The sequence below is a fragment of the Aureliella helgolandensis genome, from assembly GCF_007752135.1.
In the GTDB taxonomy this organism is placed as follows: Bacteria; Planctomycetota; Planctomycetia; order Pirellulales; family Pirellulaceae; genus Aureliella; species Aureliella helgolandensis.
In genome coordinates this window covers 5,702,883-5,720,643 of record NZ_CP036298.1, presented here as the reverse complement: position 1 = coordinate 5,720,643, position 17,761 = coordinate 5,702,883, and the positions used below count along the sequence as shown (strand labels likewise).

The following is a 17,761-nucleotide window of genomic DNA, read 5'->3' as shown; positions in this document are numbered from 1 at the left end:
CAACGCGCAGTCGAAATGATCCCACGCAGCTCAAGCCGAGTGACTTATGTGGGCGTGACCGGAGCATTTAACTGTCGATCCAGTTTGCATCGGTCCCAATGACCGAAGCAGATTCGCGCGATCTCAAAGTCGTCTGATTGCATCAACCGATGCGTCTGAGCGGTGCAAAAGTGGTCTTTTTTCTCGCGCTGGACCCCAGAGCGGTTTCAACCAGCAATCGGTCTCGGCCACGTACGAATCTACTGTTAGAGGATACAATATCTCTATCCCGGTACAGTCCAGACAGGGCCAGCTATGAGAATTCCATCCGACTCGACAGCCATTCGTACGGAAGCCGCACGTAGCCAGCACACTCTGCATTGGCCGCGACCGAACAACGCCCTATTTGCCGTTCTTACTTTGTTTTTTCTTGGTGGCTGCCAGTCACGTGACCAACCGCTAGCGGGTTCCGATGCAAATACGGTCGAAACCGGCTGGCAGATCTCCCTGGTAGACCCGGCAATCGCAACGGACCAGGCAGGCAATGTCAATATCGAAGCTTCGGTAACTGAACTCGGCGGAACAACCGAGCATCCAGTTGAAGTTGCCGTGGATATCAGCATAAAGCGGGGATCGCACGTATATGGTGCTGTACCGTCATCGAGCCCTTTCACGCCCCTTTCCATTCAAGGGGATGTTGATGTGTCATCAGTGAATGTGGGCGAAGCGATTTTACCCGCCACGGACGAAACCGAAGTTGGAAAACCGGTTTTCCGCAACTCGTTCACGGCTCACCTGCCATTGAAAATGATTTCGCCGGAGTACGGGACGTTCTTGCTGACCATTCGAGTCAAGTTCCAAGTTTGCAACGATCTGGCTTGCCTGCCCCCGGAAGAAGTCGTTATGCAACTACCCGTACGCGTAGAACGTTCGACTTCGCTTTAACAAGGAGATATTGATGAAAAGCCGTGGTTCCAATTCGTATCTGCTCTACAACTTGCCGCGACTCGGAGTGGTGGCGTTATTGCTTGCCGCGAGTCTTTACCAAGGGACAGCAGCCGCAGCGGACCTTACTCAGTTGCGAGTGCTTTTTGTGGGCTCCGAGCGTTCCAACGAGTACGTCGACTTTCTAAAGGGCCATGTGGGGACAATCGAAATCGCAGACCGTAATTCATTCGATCCCGCCTTGGCAGATAGGTTTGATGTTGTACTCTTGGACTGGCCGCAAAATGAGGAGGCCCGATTAGAGCGAAACGCAGGCGAATCGCCGCTGGGGAAACGGGAAAACTGGAGCCGTCCAACGGTGCTGCTGGGAAGCGCTGGGCTAAACTTGGCCTGCGTGTGGCAACTGGGTGGCGGTTCCGGCTGTACCTGCCTCGATCCAGTGGCGTACGACTTAAAGGACCATCCTATCTTCGAATCTCCGTTTCACATCGATCGTAGCGCAACCATTCAGATCGAAACACCTGAGGCATTCCAAGATGACCTCGATGCCAGCACGATCAGCGTGATTCCGGTTGTCGACGACTTCAAGGAAAATTGGCGCGCTGGCTGGTGCACCTACTCGACAGCGTTCGACATCTATCCCGATGTCGAGTTTTTTTGCGGCGGCGTCAATCACAAGACTCCAACAGCCGCCGCCATTTGGCGGCAAGGCAACCTCTTGCATTTCGGATTCCAACAGTCGCCGAAGGAGATGAATGACATCGGCACCAAAATGCTGCTGAACGCGATCGCCTACATCAGCAACTTCAGTCAGGATCGACCGATATCAATTACGCCTTCAGTCTTTGTAGGTCCCAGCGCGCGACCTCGTTCGACCGTCGCCGCTTGGCTGGATAATCCAAGCCGCGCCAGTTGGGTTGAGGACATGGTTACACCAGAGCTTTGGAAGACGATTCAGGCTCAAGGCGATGCCGATGCCAAGGCAAAATGGGCGAGCGAGAACACATCCTATTTTACGACTGATGCCAACAGCAAGCTCGAGATTGATCAAGATCTGGCTAGTTTAGAAATGGGCTTTGACGACCCTGAATTTCTGCCGGTGGTTATCGGAGAGCTGGCATCATCAGACTCCGTTGTGGCTCAACGGGCAAAAAAGTTATTGACTCGTTACGTGCCCGACGGACCATCGTCAATGGAGTCTGCCTCTTGGGTCAAATGGCACGAGGAGAACAAGGCCTACCTATTTGCAACTGACTATGGGCACTATCGTTGGTATCTCGATCCGTTGGCGAAAACGCGTGGTATCCCAACCGCTGAACTGCGCGGAGCGAAGCGGATGGATGTTCGGTAGACCCAACGTGCGATGGTTGGCAGATGCGTGTAAAAATGCGATTGGTTTGGAAAAAGCTGCCCGAGGACCGGGCAGCCGTTGGATATTGGCGATCGACTATTCGTCGCTGGTGGAAGGCGCGATGGAAAGAGCATACTTCTGAAGCTCAGATGGCTCCCAGCTCAGCAACTTAGCGAAGCTTCCCCACAACTCCTTGATCTGCGATGAGGACGTGGCGAGCCAAACTGTATCCAGGAGCTCGTCCTTTTCACGTTGCAAATGAAGAATCTTCTGGCCCAGAGGATTCTCTGCCAAGAGCTCCTTCTCATGAACCTCGCGTCTGCGACTAACACAAGTCTGGACTTCAAACGGCGGATCATTGCGGTAGCTATGAGGTGCCGCAGTGCTACCAACTTGCTTCATCATTTCGGCCGCAATCTGTGCGCGTTTTTCGTCGATCTGCGAAACCTCTTGTGCAAGGCGTTTGTATTCTTCGCGTAGTTTGTCCAAGCCCAGTGACTTCCAAGCACGTTCTTCTGCGGACTGTTGGATTCGCTTTCGAAAACCCGGATCTTCCTTAGATTCCAGTTCCTCGATTGCAAGATCGATGCGGCGTCCGATGCGTTCTTTCCAATGTTCCTTTTCTTTTACTGTGATTGACATTTTGCAATCTCCTTAGGTTGGCATCCCGACCGATGCCGATTGTTCAAGAATTCCTGAGCCCGTCGGTGGCCCGAGCTCTGAGAGGCACGGCAGGTCAAGGTGGAGCCTTTTGCACAGCAAAAGCAGCAGCGAGCGCCTCGCAAGCGGACCTTGAACGCCGTGGCATGATCGGAAGGTCCACAGACAGTACCTACTCCCGGTTTGATAATTCCTACGCGTTAGGGATGTGTAGGGTGCGAAGCAGTCTTCGGCAGCAGACCGTAGCGAAAGCGAAGCCCGAAGCAGCCCGGCCCGCAGGGCAACGCCCGAATAATCGCACGAATCAATGGATTAGAAACAGCCGTAGTAGACTAGCCCATTGGAGAATAAACAACGGCGGCGTTTGAGCTATCCCGTCATGCACTCAATAGCCTCAATTTCGTCCGCCTGTAGTTGCATGGCGAGTACCCCTAAGTCCGACTGCATATGCTGTGCGTCCGTCGTGCCGGTCAGCGGGATCATCCCTACGTCGATGGCAAAGCGGAAAATGATCTGTGCTGGTGAGCAACCGTGGCGTTGAGCGAACGTCGCCAACTGCCGGCTTGCCATCGCGCCGCGGTTGGCAGTCAACAGTGAGAATCCTTGATAGACAATGCCGTTGGTTTTACAAAAGACGCGGACAGCACGATCCCAGCCGCTCACGGCAAAGCACCGATTCTGTACAAAACGCGGTTTAACCTTGGCGTCCTTGCACAAAATCTCAAGCTGATCGAGGGAAACGTTGCTCACTCCCAGCAGCCGCGCACGACCGCTTTCATGGATCTGCTCCATTGCCTGCCAGGCCGCCCAGTCTTCTACGCCGAGCCCAGCGCCACGACTAGGGCCATGCAGGAGATACGAATCAATTCGATCGACGCCCATGTGCTCCAGCGAATTGGCAAGCGTCTACGCCATCAATGGTCCTAATTTGTTCCATGGTTGCCCTCCAAATTAGCTACACAAGCTAGCGAACAACTCCGCGGATAGGCATCTCTCCACTTCGCCACTCCTGCCAAGTTGGCGAATTGTGGTTGCCACCTGGAATGTACACGGGGCCAAAACAATCATACTGAAACCAGGCTGGATCGAGTGGAACTCTTGCAAAGCAGTTCGCGTAAACACTGATCTTCTCGCCGACGAGATAACCGACGGCGCTCAATACTGGCCAATCAGCGAATCCGGCTGCCACAGGCAATTCTCCGGCACAGTCATTTTGTGAAACGATTAGCCGATTTTCGTTGACTCTCGCTCCGTGCCCATACATTAGTATGAACAAACTCGTTGGATCGAGCTCCGCTTTTATAGAGTGGGACTGGAGTCCCGCCAACGTAGGTAAGCCATCCTCTGACGCGTCCTTGAGTTGCTGAATTGCTTTTGCGAGGTGACCTGCCCATCCCGACCAGTCCACCCTTCCATTCGGACGAATCTGTTGAGAACCTTCCTCACATCCCCAGAAGCTGAAATGAGTTCGACTTTGAATCATGTTCGATTCAAAAGCACCTTTGATTTTCTCCTTCCATTCGGCTACCACTTTTTGGCCATGAAGAATAAGTTCTCGATCCGGCCTTGTCGTTCTTGCTTCGTTGATTGGTTTGACAGTGACTCCTGCATTTAGGAGAATGCGATCGTAGTTGGATTCTGATCGTGTAGCAGCGTTCAAGGTTAGACTCCAATCTTGCTTCAAGTAATTATAGACCGCCTGCGAATGCCGAAGTTATCACTCGTATGGACTCATCGCACTTGCTACAAAGTTCGCGGAAGTGATTTCGTAGGTCGCCAAACTCGCGTCGAGCTGCGGCTTCGAGCTCACGAGGCTCGCTCTCCGACGCATGCCCCTTGAGCCTCGACCGATACATGTGTACCTGTCGCAGTGGAGCAGTAATTTGTCGCGACGCCTCTTCTTCAAAGCCCTGTCCGACAAGACATTCATGCAGAAGTTGTAGCGACTGCCACTTTTCATCCAGTTCACGCGCCAGGCTGCACGCCATCCGACGTAGCCATTTATGAACGAACCCTTCTACAAGAAGTTTATCTAGGTTCATCAATTCTGATGCCCATTCGTCGCGAGAATCCGTTACAGGGTATTGTGCGCATCTCGGAAGATCCAGCGCCCGAAGTTTCCACCAACCAACCCTATGCCGTTCTAGCTTGGCGAGTTGACGCTTCAGATTTTGCAATGGGTCGTCAATTTCTACGAATGCGCCTTCGAAGTCTGTGGCAACCGTGTGCGCGGTCAGGCCTGTCTTGGGCGGTTCGTTGAAGCTCTTCCAATGAAGCTGTTCTTTGTGCGGTAGTCTACCGAGATACATCAAGTACGCATGAATTTGGCCGGCGTCATTGATGCCGAAATGCTCCAGTGTCCAGGCCCCGCGACAGTTGATTCTGCGTTCCTCGATGCGGTACTTCTGAGTATCAGCCTTGTACTTGCTCAGGACTTCAGGGCGAAAAAATGCTGGTGAAAGCTCGTGAGGGCTGTCCGTCGGTAGAAAGTAGTTTGACAGCTTGTCGGGATCGCAGGAAAACTCTCCGGTCGCATGGTGCCTCAGATCTTGAGCGATAAACGTCTCATACCGCTTTTTCGCCCTTCCGCTCGACTGACTTAGCGGGATTACTTGCAAACCTCGCGAGTAGCTTCCTAGTGTCTGTTGAACATTGAGTCGTCCACGAATCAAGTCCTGATTAACTAGAGTTTCCTCGCTCGAATCACCCCATCCGTCAGATTTGTTAGATCTGAAACGCGTGAAGTCAAACATGCGAGTAAGGATGAGTCCGCTATACTCTGAAAATTCCTGAAGATAGGCCTGGCGCATAGTTGCAACCCTTGCCGTACTACCGTCTAACAGACTGACTTCCCGAGTTTTGAACGCCTCTACTATGTCACCGGCTTCATCGAGTCAGCACCAAGCTCCTCTTTCCGGCATATAGTGCAGTCGCAGAACATGCGCCAGTTTCTGGTTTAGTTCGTAGTAGCAAGCGGAATCCGTGCTCCCCTCGAAGTCTCGAACAAAAACGATCTTTTCACCTCCTCTGAAGACAAGATTGTTGCTGCGCTCGAGCGGGCCCTCGATCCATGTCTCGGTTGAGTCGGACACCACGCTCCAACCCGCGCTCGCATCGACATCCCATGTTTCGAGCTGCTCGCCGACCAATGCGCCAAGATCAAACTTATTCGCAAACACTGCGTGCAGGTAAGCGTACGGCATTGAAGCATGAACGATGATCTCATCGTCCATGGCATCGCGGGACAAAAATCCGATTACGTCCTGCTGTTGTATCCATATGCCAAAATCTGCCTCGCTGACGGGCGCATGACAAAGTGTCTTTAAATCGTTATAAGAGTAGGGGTTCATTGAACGATAGCTGGTAAAAAAAATGAATGTAAACGTCAGTCATGGCCATCCGGAAGATTTAGATTCGGAGGTAACACGGGTCTGCGCATCGACTTTTGAGTCAACTCGATCTGTGATTTCAGTTTCGGAATAAATTCCTTTACTAGCTTTTCGGATGCTGCACTCGAACGTTCCCTTTCCAGTGCATTTTCTGATTCTCTTTCGAGGATCGCTTCTCGCGTCAAGTAATCGGACAATCGAAAACTCAAAATCGCGGAGCCAAAATTCTGGCTAAACGTTTGGATTTGCAATCTCACATTTGCGAATTCGGCGCATGCGACTTCTGCAAGATTCTCTTCTTGTTCTACTTTGCATACGAGCTTGATGTGGAATGTCTTCCTGAGCCCGGGAAAAAGGAATGGTTCGGCAAGCACAAGTTCGTTGCAATCCGTCGAATCTTGAGCAAGTACAGCCCAATGGCTGGATGGCACATCCGTTCGAACCGAAAGCCCAACGGGTTTGGCGACAAACTGCGCAAGGTTCGTAACGGTAATCGAAATTTGCGCTGTTAGCTTTCGTTCTTTGAGTTGCAACCAGGGCATCGACCATTGGAAACCGTCAATTTCAGCGTCGACAATGCATTTGACCTGTCGGTTGCGTAGGAGCTCTAACTGAAAATGAGGAGCGGGTTTAGAATGACCGGAGATGCGGTAGTAGTACTGCCGTTCATCCTTGGCTTGATGAGGAGCCGCTGGACTGTCTTCGATATGAATCAGAAATATTGAGGCGTTCCGCGAAACCATAAACGGGATTCGGTAAATCTGAGAGCAACGGATAGGGTATTCAACTGACTGCTCGACCATCGTGGCTAGGTAGTCCTGCATCGGCTGTCGACCAACGCGTTCCAGACACGCTTGCAAAATACGTGGTTCTCCTATACCGAAAACGAGGTTTCCTCCACCTGAATTTGCGAACGCTGAGACCTGCTTTCCGAGCTCTTTCTTTAATTCGCCTCTATTTCCCGGCTCAAGTAATGATGCCGCTTTAAACTCCCAACGATCGTCCTCGCTGTCCGGACAGATGATCAACGTTTCTTCCGCTGATAAACTTGAAAAGTCCATGCACGTCGTTCCATTCAAAACTAGCTGCTTCGAGAATAGACACATCGGCCGCGCTGCGGTTCAGTCGATGTCCGGTTTGGGGAAATTAATGACGCAATTGTTGGTTTCGAGGCTGACGGTGAGGACTCGCACCAGGAGTCCTTGTTACTTTTTGGTGCCCCGAGGTTGACATCGTTACGATGCCCCCGGTCTTTCTCTAAGGTTTGCGGTCCATCGAATGTTCAAGCGTTCGCAGTTGTTTCGGGCGGCGGCGCAAAAACGTCCAGCCTTGAACGTTGTAGTCTGCCCAGCTTGACCAAAATCAAATCGCGAGCACCAGAATGAATTACTGGGGCTTACCCGGCGGCGGCAACTCGGATTTTGGCTGTTCAAAATTACCCTTGGTAGCCATATCCCAGAATTCTCGGCCGAATTGCGAGCGGACGACTGCGGATCGCATTACATCCGTGGTTCCGTCAGCAATTCGAAGACCGTTTAGATCTCTTAAACGGTCGCCAATATCGACGAGATCCGAAAAGCCTTCCCCACCGAATGCACGGGCAGCAGCATCAACCGCCTTGAGCGCGATCTCAACACCCTCTGCCTTGAGTCCGTTAATTAAAGGCTCCGCTTCGGAGTATCGATCTTGGTCAATCAGCCTTGCCGCCTGAACGGCCAATGCGTGAGCCATCTTTAACTCTGTCGTGTGCTGTCCCATTGGCTGCTGTAAATGCGTAAAACGCCCAATCGGACCGCCAAATACGATGCGAGTTTTCAAGCGATCAGCCATTTGCTGCAAGGCTTGCTCGGCGGTCCCAATCGCGGCTGCAGTTTGCATCAATCGCCAGTAGAGAAAGTGTTTCGAAAACACATCGTAGCCCTTGCCGTCTTCGCCAATCAAGAAATGATCCGGCACAAACACGTCACTCATCGTCAGGCCGCCGTAGGAGTTTCCCGTTAACCCATGGGCACCAAATGTCTCGATCTTGAGTCCCTTGGCATCGATAGGCAAGACAAACACATTCAACTTTCCTCGCAGACCTTCGGGGTTTTTCGTAATCACGATAACATCTGTCGCTTGATCAAGACGTGCGTTGAATCGCTTCTGTCCGTTGAGTACATACCCCCCCTCCACCTTTCTTGATGTCGATTCCATCGAAGTGAAATCGGAACCGTAGTCGGGCTCTGTTATCGTGATCGCAAAATATTTTTCACCCTTAACGACTCCCCGCAGCAGTTCTGTCACCTCGGGAGCATCTGCGTGTAGAAGAATCCGCGAATGTGCCCCTCCAACAACATCGCGTAGATTTAGATCATGACGGCCTGCATAGCGAAAGACTTCCAGCATCTGTTCCGCCGACCATTCGAATCCGCCGATATCCGTTGGCAAGTCAAGCGCTGGCAAGCCAAAGCTAGCTGTCTCGCGCCGCCAATCGCGAGGAGAACGCAATTTGTCTTGGGTTTTTAGTGTACTGGCGGTTGCATCGATATGACTCTTTATCCGCTCGAAGTCAGGAATGGTAGCGTCGACGTGTTCAATCCGCACGGTGAACACAGTATTCAGTTCGTTGGTGTACGGCCGTTGAAACTCAGGAGGGTATCGCAGAAAGTATCGTCCACAACTTTCTGAGCCACCCGCTTCGAGCAAATAGTGTCTGTCGTTTCCCGGCGAATGCGGATCTACGACGAACAAAGTGTCGCCGTCGAGTTTTTTGAGTAAGACGAAATGCCTCCCCAGTACATGGCCACTGGGTTCGCTTACCGTATAGCTTAGAATCTTGATCTCGTTAGGCTGAAGCATTAAGTCCGGAAGCCCTGCAGTGTCCCAGATATTGGCGTCAGTTGCGTACGGCGAATTAGGAGCCGATTGGACTCGAATCGCGAGCTTGGAATTGTCTAAGTGTTTCTGGTAGTGGAGCATTAAGTCAACAACTTGCTTGTTGCTGAGCCGCCCGTTGAGCAACTCTGGGTTGTTTCGAAATGCCGCTAACGCAAGTCTATGTGGACTGGCATGCGGTTTCATCCCACTCATGACGCGAAGTGCTTGCATCGCAATTCCAACGGCAGCGGTCGGGCACGCTCCACCGCCGCTCTTCGCAATCAACGGATCCAGTTCGCCCTGTTCAACGAGCACATTACCAGACGCCAAGTGGTCCATCTGAAGTGCGGATAGAGCCATGTCAGCAGTGACTTCAGATCGATTTGGCCGCAATTCTGGTAGTTGAGCATGGAGGTTGCCCAATCCGCAGCAGAGACAAAGCAGAAGGAAAAACAAGATATTACTTTGGCGAGCGCGATTGCGTTTTCGATGCTTCATGGTGGTTTCCGTAGCTTTCTTCATGTTTAGATCATTGCCGTAGGGGGATTGCAATCACGACCAATCCTGTGACTCCAACCGTTCTTTTCGCGATTCCCAGTCAGGAAGAATGCGAGTCAGTATTCGGTAAAAGCTGGGGCTATGGTCGTGGATTTTCAAGTGGCACAGTTCGTGAATGATGACGTAGTCAATGCAGTGGATTGGGACGCGGATTAGATCAAGGTTGAGCGTGATGTTGCCAGCCTTCGTGCAACTGCCCCAGCGCCGTGTCATCTGGCGAATGGATATTTTGGGCGGTGATTTCAGTTTGAGTGATTTGCACGTTGGCAAGCACTCGGTCAACCGGCGCGAGAACGTGGCGTCAGCGTGCTGGCGATACCAGTCGATGACGAGCTTCCTTGTTGCCTGTTGATCCGATGTAACAGGTTGGAAGACGTGTAGGAATTTCCCGGACAACTTGGCGGCGCATTCAGGTGACCTCGTGACTTTCAGGCGATACTGTCGGCCGAGGTAGCGATGTGTTTCGCCACTCGAGTATTCGCGGGCAGGTTGCGTGGGCTGGTAACGTTCGAAGTATCGCCACTGCTTGGCGATCCACGCTGATTTTGCTTCGATTCGATGCAGGATCGCTTCGCGGGAGCGGTGTTCGGGTGCCAGCACCTCTAAACGTAGGTCTGGATGGACGTGAATTGTCAATTGCGATCGCGGCTGAAATCTGATCTTGAACGGTATGTTGAGCCGTCCGTACTTCAGCAAGTAACCACCACCAGGCTGTCCATTATCGATTGCGGTGTTGACCGACATTAGGAATACCTCCGACGAGCAATGTCCAGGCATTTCTCCAAGATCAAGTCGATCTCATCGAACGATAAGTCCAGCCCAGCACCTTCAAGTTCATGTAGGTAATCCTCGATAGAGGTTTGCATCTGGTTTTGGACATCGGGATTGCTGGTCCAGTTCACGATGCGGTGGGTCTTCACAATGTCGTCAATCCGAAGAGCCGCCCCCGCGCCGATGGTTGCCAAATCGAGATCACTGCTCGAGTGTGATTGAAACACTTCTTTCACCACGCCATACAACGCCCCGGCGACTTCGTGCCCCCGCAATTCGCTGGGCAAATTATCACCGCTACGCGTACGGATTTTCTCAGCGATGTCTTGAACTTGGTTCAAGTACTCGATGTCGGCGAGGCGTTTCTGTTGGAAAGCAGCGATCGCGTCCTCAAGCATCTTGGAGAACTTGGCATAGAACGCTGGGTCGTCATCCATCCGCTCGTTAATCGTGCGTTTGGTTCGGTGGGCGATAGTGTCCGCCTTGGATCCGGCGCTCTTGCCTGCCAGTTCTTCCAATTCCTTTTCGAACGCCTCCCGATCGAAAATATTGACCAGCGATGTCATCTTCTTCACCTCGCCGGTCGCCACATGAGTGTCGATCAGCTTTTGAATCTTCTCTTCGTACTCCTTGAAGTCGACGACTTCGGCGTAGCGATGCCGGACCGATGAACGCAGATTCATGAAGAACTTCAAGTCTTTGCGATAGCGCTCAACCTTGGCGTCAGGGGTCTGCTCCATGAAAGCCAGCGATCCGAACGCCATCGACAGCGACCGAGCGAAATCACGCAGCGCGTCATAGAACTGATCTCGCAGCTCTTGGTCGGCCAGTTTCCGCTCATACAACTCTTCATCTTGTTTATTCGCAATGTTTTGGAACAAGTTGAGCAGTTCCGTATGACGGCGTGGCAGCTTCTCTATCTCAACGGCCACGTTGGTCATCGCCGCTTCGAGTTCTTCTTGGTCGGCTTCTTCCAACTCGCGATAAAACTCAAACGCCTTCTGCAAATTCGACAGCACGCCCCGGTAGTCGATGATGTACCCGAAGTCCTTTCCCTCACACAATCGGTTTACGCGGGCGATCGCTTGCAGCAAGGTGTGATCCTTCAGTGACCGAGTCAGATAGAGCACCGTGTTTCGCGGCGCGTCGAACCCCGTCAACAACTTGTCGACCACGACTATGATCTCGGGATTGTCGCCAGCCTTGAAGCCGTTGATAACGTTCTTGTTGTACTGGTCTTCGCTGCCGTGCTTGTTCATCATCTTGCGCCAGAACTTCTGGATCTCCGGCAGATCCTCTTCGTCGATTTCGACCTCTTCATTGCCCTCGCGATCATCCGGACCAGAAATTAACACCTCCGACGACACCATGCCGAACTCTTCTAGAAACCGCTGGTACATCAGCGCCGTTTTCTTGTCTTGCGTGACAAGCTGAGCCTTGTACTTAGTGCCCTGCCAATTGTCGCGATAGTGCAGACTGATATCGAGTGCGATCTCTCGAACCTTCTGCTCGGCCTTGTTCAATTGATCCGTCGTTGAGAACTTCTTCTTTAAGTCCGCTTTTTGTTCTTTCGTGAGATTTGTCGTAATGATTTCAAACCAGCGGTCAATCGTTTCGCGATCGACTCGTTGCTCGACATCGCGGGCCTCGTACAACAGTGGCACAACGGCTTTGTCTTCGACCGCGTCGCGAATCGAGTACGTCGGTTGGATCAAGCCGCCGAATTTGTTAATCGTGTCCTTTTCTTTCTTGCGAACCGGCGTGCCGGTGAAGCCGATGAAGCAACCTCGCGGCATCGCCTTCCGCATCTTGGCGTGCATCGTCTTGTACTGTCCGCGGTGGCTTTCGTCGACCAGCACGAAAATATTGTCGCTTTCGTTGCGAAGCTTGCCGCGCGTCACAGCGTTATCGAACTTGTCGATCACCGTCGTGATGACGCGGCCGACAGAACCCTGCATCAGCGAAGCCAGATCTTTGCCACTGGCCGCCTGTTGTGGCTGCATGTCACAATGGGTGAAGGTTTTGTAAATCTGATCGTCCAAGTCGACGCGGTCCGTCACCAGTACGATCTTGTACTGAGGCAACCGCAAGCGAGCGATCTCTTTCGCCAACATTACCATCGTCAGGGACTTGCCCGACCCCTGCGTGTGCCAGACAACGCCGCCTTTGCGAGCACCGTTGTCGTCGCGTTGCTCGATTCGACCTAGCGTGTTTTTCACGGTGAAGTATTGCTGGTATCGGGCGACCTTCTTTTCGCCGGCGTCAAAGACGGTGAACGAGTACGCTAAGTCCAGCAACCGTTCGGGGCGACACAGGCAATACAGCGCTCGGTCTTGGTCCGTGATCGCTCGCGAGCCGGTGAAGTACGCGGCTTGTTCTTCGCTGACATAGGTAAACCGATCCATCAGCCAACGCGTGTCCGCCAACTTCTTGGGCGGCTTCGATATGATCTTGGCCAGTGGCTTGTCGACGTTCTCTTTCCACACCGACCAGAACTTGGCAGGCGTTCCTGTCGTTGCGTACATCGCGTGATTTTTTGAGACGCCGACCAACAACTGAGCGAATACGAAAAGCTGCGGAATTTCCGGTCCGCTTCCCGCTGACTGTTCTTCAGGATCAAGGTCCTCAGCTTCCGATGCTTGGTCAGGTGAAAGGCTGTAGTCGCGTTGGTTGCGGATCTGTTGCGAAACAGCCTTTCCAATGGCGTCTTTTGTATCAGGTCGCTTGCATTCAATAACGCAAAGCGGAATTCCGTTTACAAAGAGCACGATGTCGGGACGCCTGGTCTTCTTCGAGCCAACACGCTCGACCACGAATTCTTCCGTGACGTGAAAGACATTGTTCCTCAGCCACGTCTCTGGATTCCAGTCGATGTAGCTGAGCGGAAAGCTCTTCGTGTCGCCTGCCATCGTCTGCGGCAGACTCTTTCCCAGCACCAGCAAATCATAAATTTTCTCGTTCGTCCGCACCAAGCCGTCGTAAACAACATCCTTCAGCGCCAGGATCGCCGAGTGAATATTCGATTCGCTGAACAAATGCGACTCGCCCTTGAACTCGATTTGGTTCAGTTTCTTGAGTTGATCGACCAGCACCGCGTCCAGCAAGACGCTCGACAGCTTGCCGCCGCGAGCCGCCACAGCTTCGTCGGGCGACAGATATTTCCAACCGAGCTGTTGCAGTAACTGCAGCGCCGGAATCTGCGAGATATGATCTTCCTTGAACGAAGGCATTTCATCGCTCATGGCGAATCCTCCGATTCAAATTCCGCTTCAATCTCTTCGATACTCGGCAAACTCCCTTTGAGTGGCTCCGGCAACGATTCCACTAATTTCGTTTGCCATTCTGCGACACCAATCGGTTTGTTGATATCCCGCAGTGCGTATTCGGCTTTGATGCGTTCCTTTGATTTGCATAGGATCAAACCGATGGTTGGCTGGTCGGTGGGATGTCGCATCAGGTCATCAACGGCTGATAGGTAGTAGTTCATCTGCCCGGCATCGGCTGGCGTGAACTTTTTCATCTTCAAGTCAATGACGACGAAGCATCGCAGTTTTAGATGGTAAAACAGCAAATCCAGAAAGTCGTCTTCGTCGCCAACGGAGATCGGCACTTGCCGCCCAACAAATGCGAAGCCAGCACCGAGTTCCAGTAGGAACCGCTGAACATGGTCGGTGAGACCCTGTTCGAGATCCCGCTCGACAGCATCTTCATGGAGCGTTAGGAAATCGAACAGGTACGGATCTTTGAGTGACTCTTGAGCTAGATCTGACTGCGGCGGAGGCAGGGTCGCGACAAAGTTGGTGATTGCCTTGCCTTGACGCTGATAAAGACCACTATCAATCTGCACCGTCAAAACAGCTCGGCTCCAGCCGTGTTCGATCGCTTTGCTTGCGTACCAAAGTCGCTCTGATTTGCCTTTGACCTTTTCAAAGAGAACGACGTTGTGTCCCCAGGGGATTCCCAGCAAGGCTTCGGGTGGCTGGTCAGAAACTCGCACGGCCTGTGCGAGTTCTACTTCCTTTGGCTGCTCGTCCAATTCTCGCACAGGCTGTGCGAGATTTTGGTAGGCAAGGCAAAACGCCCGCATTCGCCACAAACTGGATGCGGAAAATCCGGTCACGTCTGGGAAGGCGGAACGCAAGTCTTTCGATAGCCGATCGACAACGCTTCGCCCCCAGCCAACGTCCTGTTGCCGCTGGGCGATTTGGCGTCCGATATCCCAGTAGAGCTGGATCATTTCGCGGTTGACGGACAGCATCGCTTTGGTTTGCGATTGCCGCACTCGTGCTTTGAGTGACTCAAACACTTCCGCGTAATCATCGGGGAGAGCCATTCCGCCTTTTTTCTTAGCCATCACGCGGCCCCCTTGGGAAGTTTGACACGCGTCTTGCCGGTCAGCATTTGCTGCATCAGGCCCTTCTTTTGCTGCTTGAGCTTTTTAACTCGCTGTTTCAGTAAGGCAATTTCCGCTTCTGCGGTTTCGAGCGTTTTGGTAATCGCTCGTTGTTCCTCGACGGGCGGCAGCAGGAACGGGTATTTCAGCCACTGCTCGACCTTGAAAATCATCTTCTCGACTGCAACGCCGACGCTTGAGTGAAAGCACGTTTGCTGGAAATAAAGCGAATGACTTAGCAATCGCAGGTAGCCGGGATCGAGATGTTTGTTGACGGTGAAAACAGAGTACTCATTGGAAACGATGGCACCGTCAAGCGATGCCGGTACAATGCCACAGGCACCGTGGATAATTTGCCGACGGGAAATAACGAAGTCGCCCGCTTTGACTTTGAACTGACTGCTAGTGCGGATTTCTTCGCCACGCAACTTTCCACGCGGTTCGATTCCGCCACGATTTCGCTTGGCGACCACCAAGTCATACTCGGTGTCGTCATCCAATTGCACACGTCGCTTCTTTGTCTTGAGCAGCTCCGCCATTGTCTTTTCGTCCCAACCGTCTGGCTTCTCGATGAGCTTTGGGATGCCCGGCTGAACGCTCGGAGGGTAGATGCCGCGTCGCAAGGCAGCGGGAACTCGGACGACATGGCTTGGTTTCTTCGTCCTTCGATTAGTGAACGCTTGGAGGCGAATTTCGCCTGTAAGCAGTTGCTGCATTAGGGCTTGTTTGCGTTTTTGTTTTGCGGAAATCAACCTTTCCGACAATGTGATTAGTCGATCCATAGTCACAAAAACAGAAACAATTTCTTCTTGCTCCGGCAACGATGGGCTAAGTAGAGGGAAACTCCTAATAAGACCGCCACTTAGGTTCTTTTGATTTCCATCTGAACTCAGTCGTCTTAGCTGCTCGTAGTGAAAGGCTATGTAGTAAAACAAGTACTCTTGTAAAACACTATCGCTTGGAAGGATTGCCGCGCAGGCTTGATTCGTGGCCGCTTCAATGCCGAGCATCGCAACCTTGCCTCGAGTAACACCGTCTCCGTACAAGCCGACAAGCAAAGTTCTCCTGGGAAAAAGTTTTGCTGACGAATTCGCTAGGCCATCGTCGGTAATATATTCGTCTGCCTGGGTAATGATATTAAAGTCAATTGCTCCTGTCGTCACCCATGGAATGCATCCACCCCAGTAGGCTTCCACATTTCTACTTGGTGTGCCGCCCGATGTGACGACATTGGTGTCACCAATCCTTGTGCGTATCCAACCTTCAGGAACCATAACCCAGCTCCTTCAAGTACCCCGCCATCTCCTTTTGCACCGACGCCAACTCTTTCTCCAGTCCGTCAATCTCTTTTTGCACGGCTCGCACGTCGATCTCTTCCTCTTCTTCGAACGTGTCGACGTAGCGGGGGATATTCAAGTTGAATTCGTTTTCTTCGATCTCGGCAATGTCGGCCACGTAGGCGTATTTGTCGACGTTCTTTCGCTTCTTGTACGACTTGACGATTTTGGCAATATGGTCTTCGCCCAAGTAAGATCGGGTCTTGGCGTCGACGAATTCGCGACTGGCGTCAATGAACATCACGTTGCGTTTCTTCTTGTCCTTGCGGAACACAAGAATCGCCGCAGGGATTCCGGTGCCGAAGAACAAACCGGCCGGCAAGCCAACAACCACGTCGAGCAGGTTTTCATCAACCAGCTTCTGCCGAATCAATCCCTCGCTTCCTCCCCGAAACAACACACCGTGCGGCACGATCACGCCGACACGGCCTTCACCGGCTAGTGCCGTTTCGATCATGTGCGTGATAAACGCGAAGTCGCCCTTGCTCTTGGGCGGAATGCCACGCCAGAATCGTTTGTACTGATCCGTGTCCGCCGTCTCAGCTCCCCATTTGTCCAGCGAGAATGGCGGATTGGCGACGACAACATTGAACTTCATCAACTGGTCATCTTCGACTAATCGCGGGTTCGTGATCGTGTCGCACCACTCGATCCGAGCGCTATCCATTTCGTGCAAAAACATATTCATCCGCGACAACGCCCATGTGCTGCCGTTGGACTCTTGTCCGAACAAGGAAAAATTGCGGCTCGGCGAACCGTCCAATTCATGAATCTCCTTCGCAGTCCGAATCAACAGCGAACCGCTACCGCAAGCCGGATCGCAAATCGTGTCACCGGGCTGCGGATCGACCAACTTGGCTAGCAGCATCGATACTTCTTTGGGCGTGTAAAACTCTCCGGCTTTCTTACCTGCGCCCGCTGCAAATTTCTCGATCAGGTATTCGTAACAATCCCCGATCACGTCACGGTTGCTCAGGTGCGACGGCCGCAGGTCTAACGGCCGCGCGTCGCTGCCGTAAAAATCCTCCAGTAGATTCTTCAACCGCCGATTTCGATCCTTCGTCTGCCCCAACGCCGCTTCCGAGTTGAAGTCGATGTTTCGGAAAACGTTTTCGAGCTTCGTTTTGTTGGCGTCTTCGATTTTCTGCAGCGCCTTGTTGATTCGGTCGCCGATGTCGGCCGCTTCGCGGTTCTCGTACAGCGTGTCAAAGTCACACTTTGGCGGTAGCGCGAACCGCTCGCGAGCTAGCGCCCGTTCGATCCGCGTCTTGTCACCCTTGTACTTCTTGGTGTATTCGTCGCGTTTGTCTTTCCACAGGTCAGTCAGATATTTCAGGAACAACATCGTCAGGATGTAGTTCTTGTATTCCGACGGATCGACCGCCCCACGAAACGAATCACAGGCTTTCCAAACGATCGAGTTGATTTCGTCTTGGGTAAATTCTTTGTTCATGGTGTTTAGTATGTCTTCCGAAGTTGCTCGGCGTGTATTGATTGTTGGTTCAGTTGCTGGTCCCGG

At 52.4% G+C, this 17,761-nt stretch carries 14 protein-coding genes; 2 read left to right on the top strand and 12 right to left on the bottom strand.

Annotated elements, in window-relative coordinates; all coding sequences use genetic code 11:
* Nucleotides 1-294: 294 nt before the first annotated feature.
* On the top strand, nt 295-924 hold the full coding sequence (locus Q31a_RS20090) for a protein-disulfide reductase DsbD domain-containing protein (protein WP_145081923.1): 630 nt from the start codon (nt 295-297) through the stop codon (nt 922-924).
* Between the two features lie 13 nt (nt 925-937).
* The gene (locus Q31a_RS20085) at nt 938-2,275 is read left to right on the top strand and encodes a hypothetical protein (RefSeq protein WP_145081921.1); all 1,338 of its coding nucleotides are present in this window, start codon (nt 938-940) and stop codon (nt 2,273-2,275) included.
* 96 nt (nt 2,276-2,371) lie between these two features.
* Here Q31a_RS20085 and Q31a_RS20080 read toward each other — a convergent pair whose 3' ends face one another.
* The 12 genes from Q31a_RS20080 to Q31a_RS20025 form a co-directional block, all read right to left on the bottom strand.
* The gene (locus Q31a_RS20080; RefSeq protein ID WP_145081919.1) at nt 2,372-2,917 is read right to left on the bottom strand and encodes a hypothetical protein; all 546 of its coding nucleotides are present in this window, start codon (nt 2,915-2,917) and stop codon (nt 2,372-2,374) included.
* 387 nt (nt 2,918-3,304) lie between these two features.
* Complete coding sequence (locus Q31a_RS20075; protein WP_261342728.1) at nt 3,305-3,826, bottom strand: aldo/keto reductase; 522 nt, start codon at nt 3,824-3,826, stop codon at nt 3,305-3,307.
* 73 nt (nt 3,827-3,899) lie between these two features.
* Entirely contained in the window at nt 3,900-4,595 is a 696-nt protein-coding gene (locus tag Q31a_RS20070; protein WP_145081914.1) for a hypothetical protein, read from the bottom strand.
* 28 nt (nt 4,596-4,623) lie between these two features.
* Nucleotides 4,624-5,745, bottom strand: a complete 1,122-nt coding sequence (locus Q31a_RS20065) for a hypothetical protein (protein WP_145081913.1) — start codon at nt 5,743-5,745, stop codon at nt 4,624-4,626.
* Nucleotides 5,746-5,829: 84 nt separating this feature from the next.
* Complete coding sequence (locus Q31a_RS20060) at nt 5,830-6,285, bottom strand: hypothetical protein (protein WP_145081911.1); 456 nt, start codon at nt 6,283-6,285, stop codon at nt 5,830-5,832.
* Nucleotides 6,286-6,320: 35 nt separating this feature from the next.
* A complete protein-coding gene (locus Q31a_RS20055) occupies nt 6,321-7,385 on the bottom strand; it encodes an ATP-binding protein (RefSeq protein WP_197355425.1) in 1,065 nt (354 codons plus the stop codon).
* Between the two features lie 325 nt (nt 7,386-7,710).
* Nucleotides 7,711-9,705, bottom strand: a complete 1,995-nt coding sequence (locus tag Q31a_RS20050) for an acyl-CoA dehydrogenase family protein (RefSeq protein ID WP_145081907.1) — start codon at nt 9,703-9,705, stop codon at nt 7,711-7,713.
* A 30-nt stretch (nt 9,706-9,735) separates the two neighbouring features.
* Entirely contained in the window at nt 9,736-10,485 is a 750-nt protein-coding gene (locus Q31a_RS20045) for a M48 family metallopeptidase (protein ID WP_197355424.1), read from the bottom strand.
* Nucleotides 10,485-13,754: a type I restriction endonuclease subunit R gene (locus Q31a_RS20040; RefSeq protein ID WP_145081903.1), complete on the bottom strand. Its 3,270-nt coding sequence runs from the start codon at nt 13,752-13,754 to the stop codon at nt 10,485-10,487. The genes Q31a_RS20045 and Q31a_RS20040 overlap by 1 nt, the downstream gene beginning before the upstream one ends.
* On the bottom strand, nt 13,751-14,866 hold the full coding sequence (locus Q31a_RS20035; RefSeq protein WP_145081901.1) for a PDDEXK nuclease domain-containing protein: 1,116 nt from the start codon (nt 14,864-14,866) through the stop codon (nt 13,751-13,753). Before Q31a_RS20035 ends, Q31a_RS20040 begins: the two co-directional genes overlap by 4 nt.
* Nucleotides 14,866-16,179, bottom strand: coding sequence for a restriction endonuclease subunit S (locus tag Q31a_RS20030; protein WP_145081899.1), 1,314 nt, complete (start codon nt 16,177-16,179; stop codon nt 14,866-14,868). The genes Q31a_RS20035 and Q31a_RS20030 overlap by 1 nt, the downstream gene beginning before the upstream one ends.
* On the bottom strand, nt 16,169-17,695 hold the full coding sequence (locus tag Q31a_RS20025) for a type I restriction-modification system subunit M (RefSeq protein ID WP_145081897.1): 1,527 nt from the start codon (nt 17,693-17,695) through the stop codon (nt 16,169-16,171). Before Q31a_RS20025 ends, Q31a_RS20030 begins: the two co-directional genes overlap by 11 nt.
* Between the last annotated feature and the right edge of the window lie 66 nt (nt 17,696-17,761).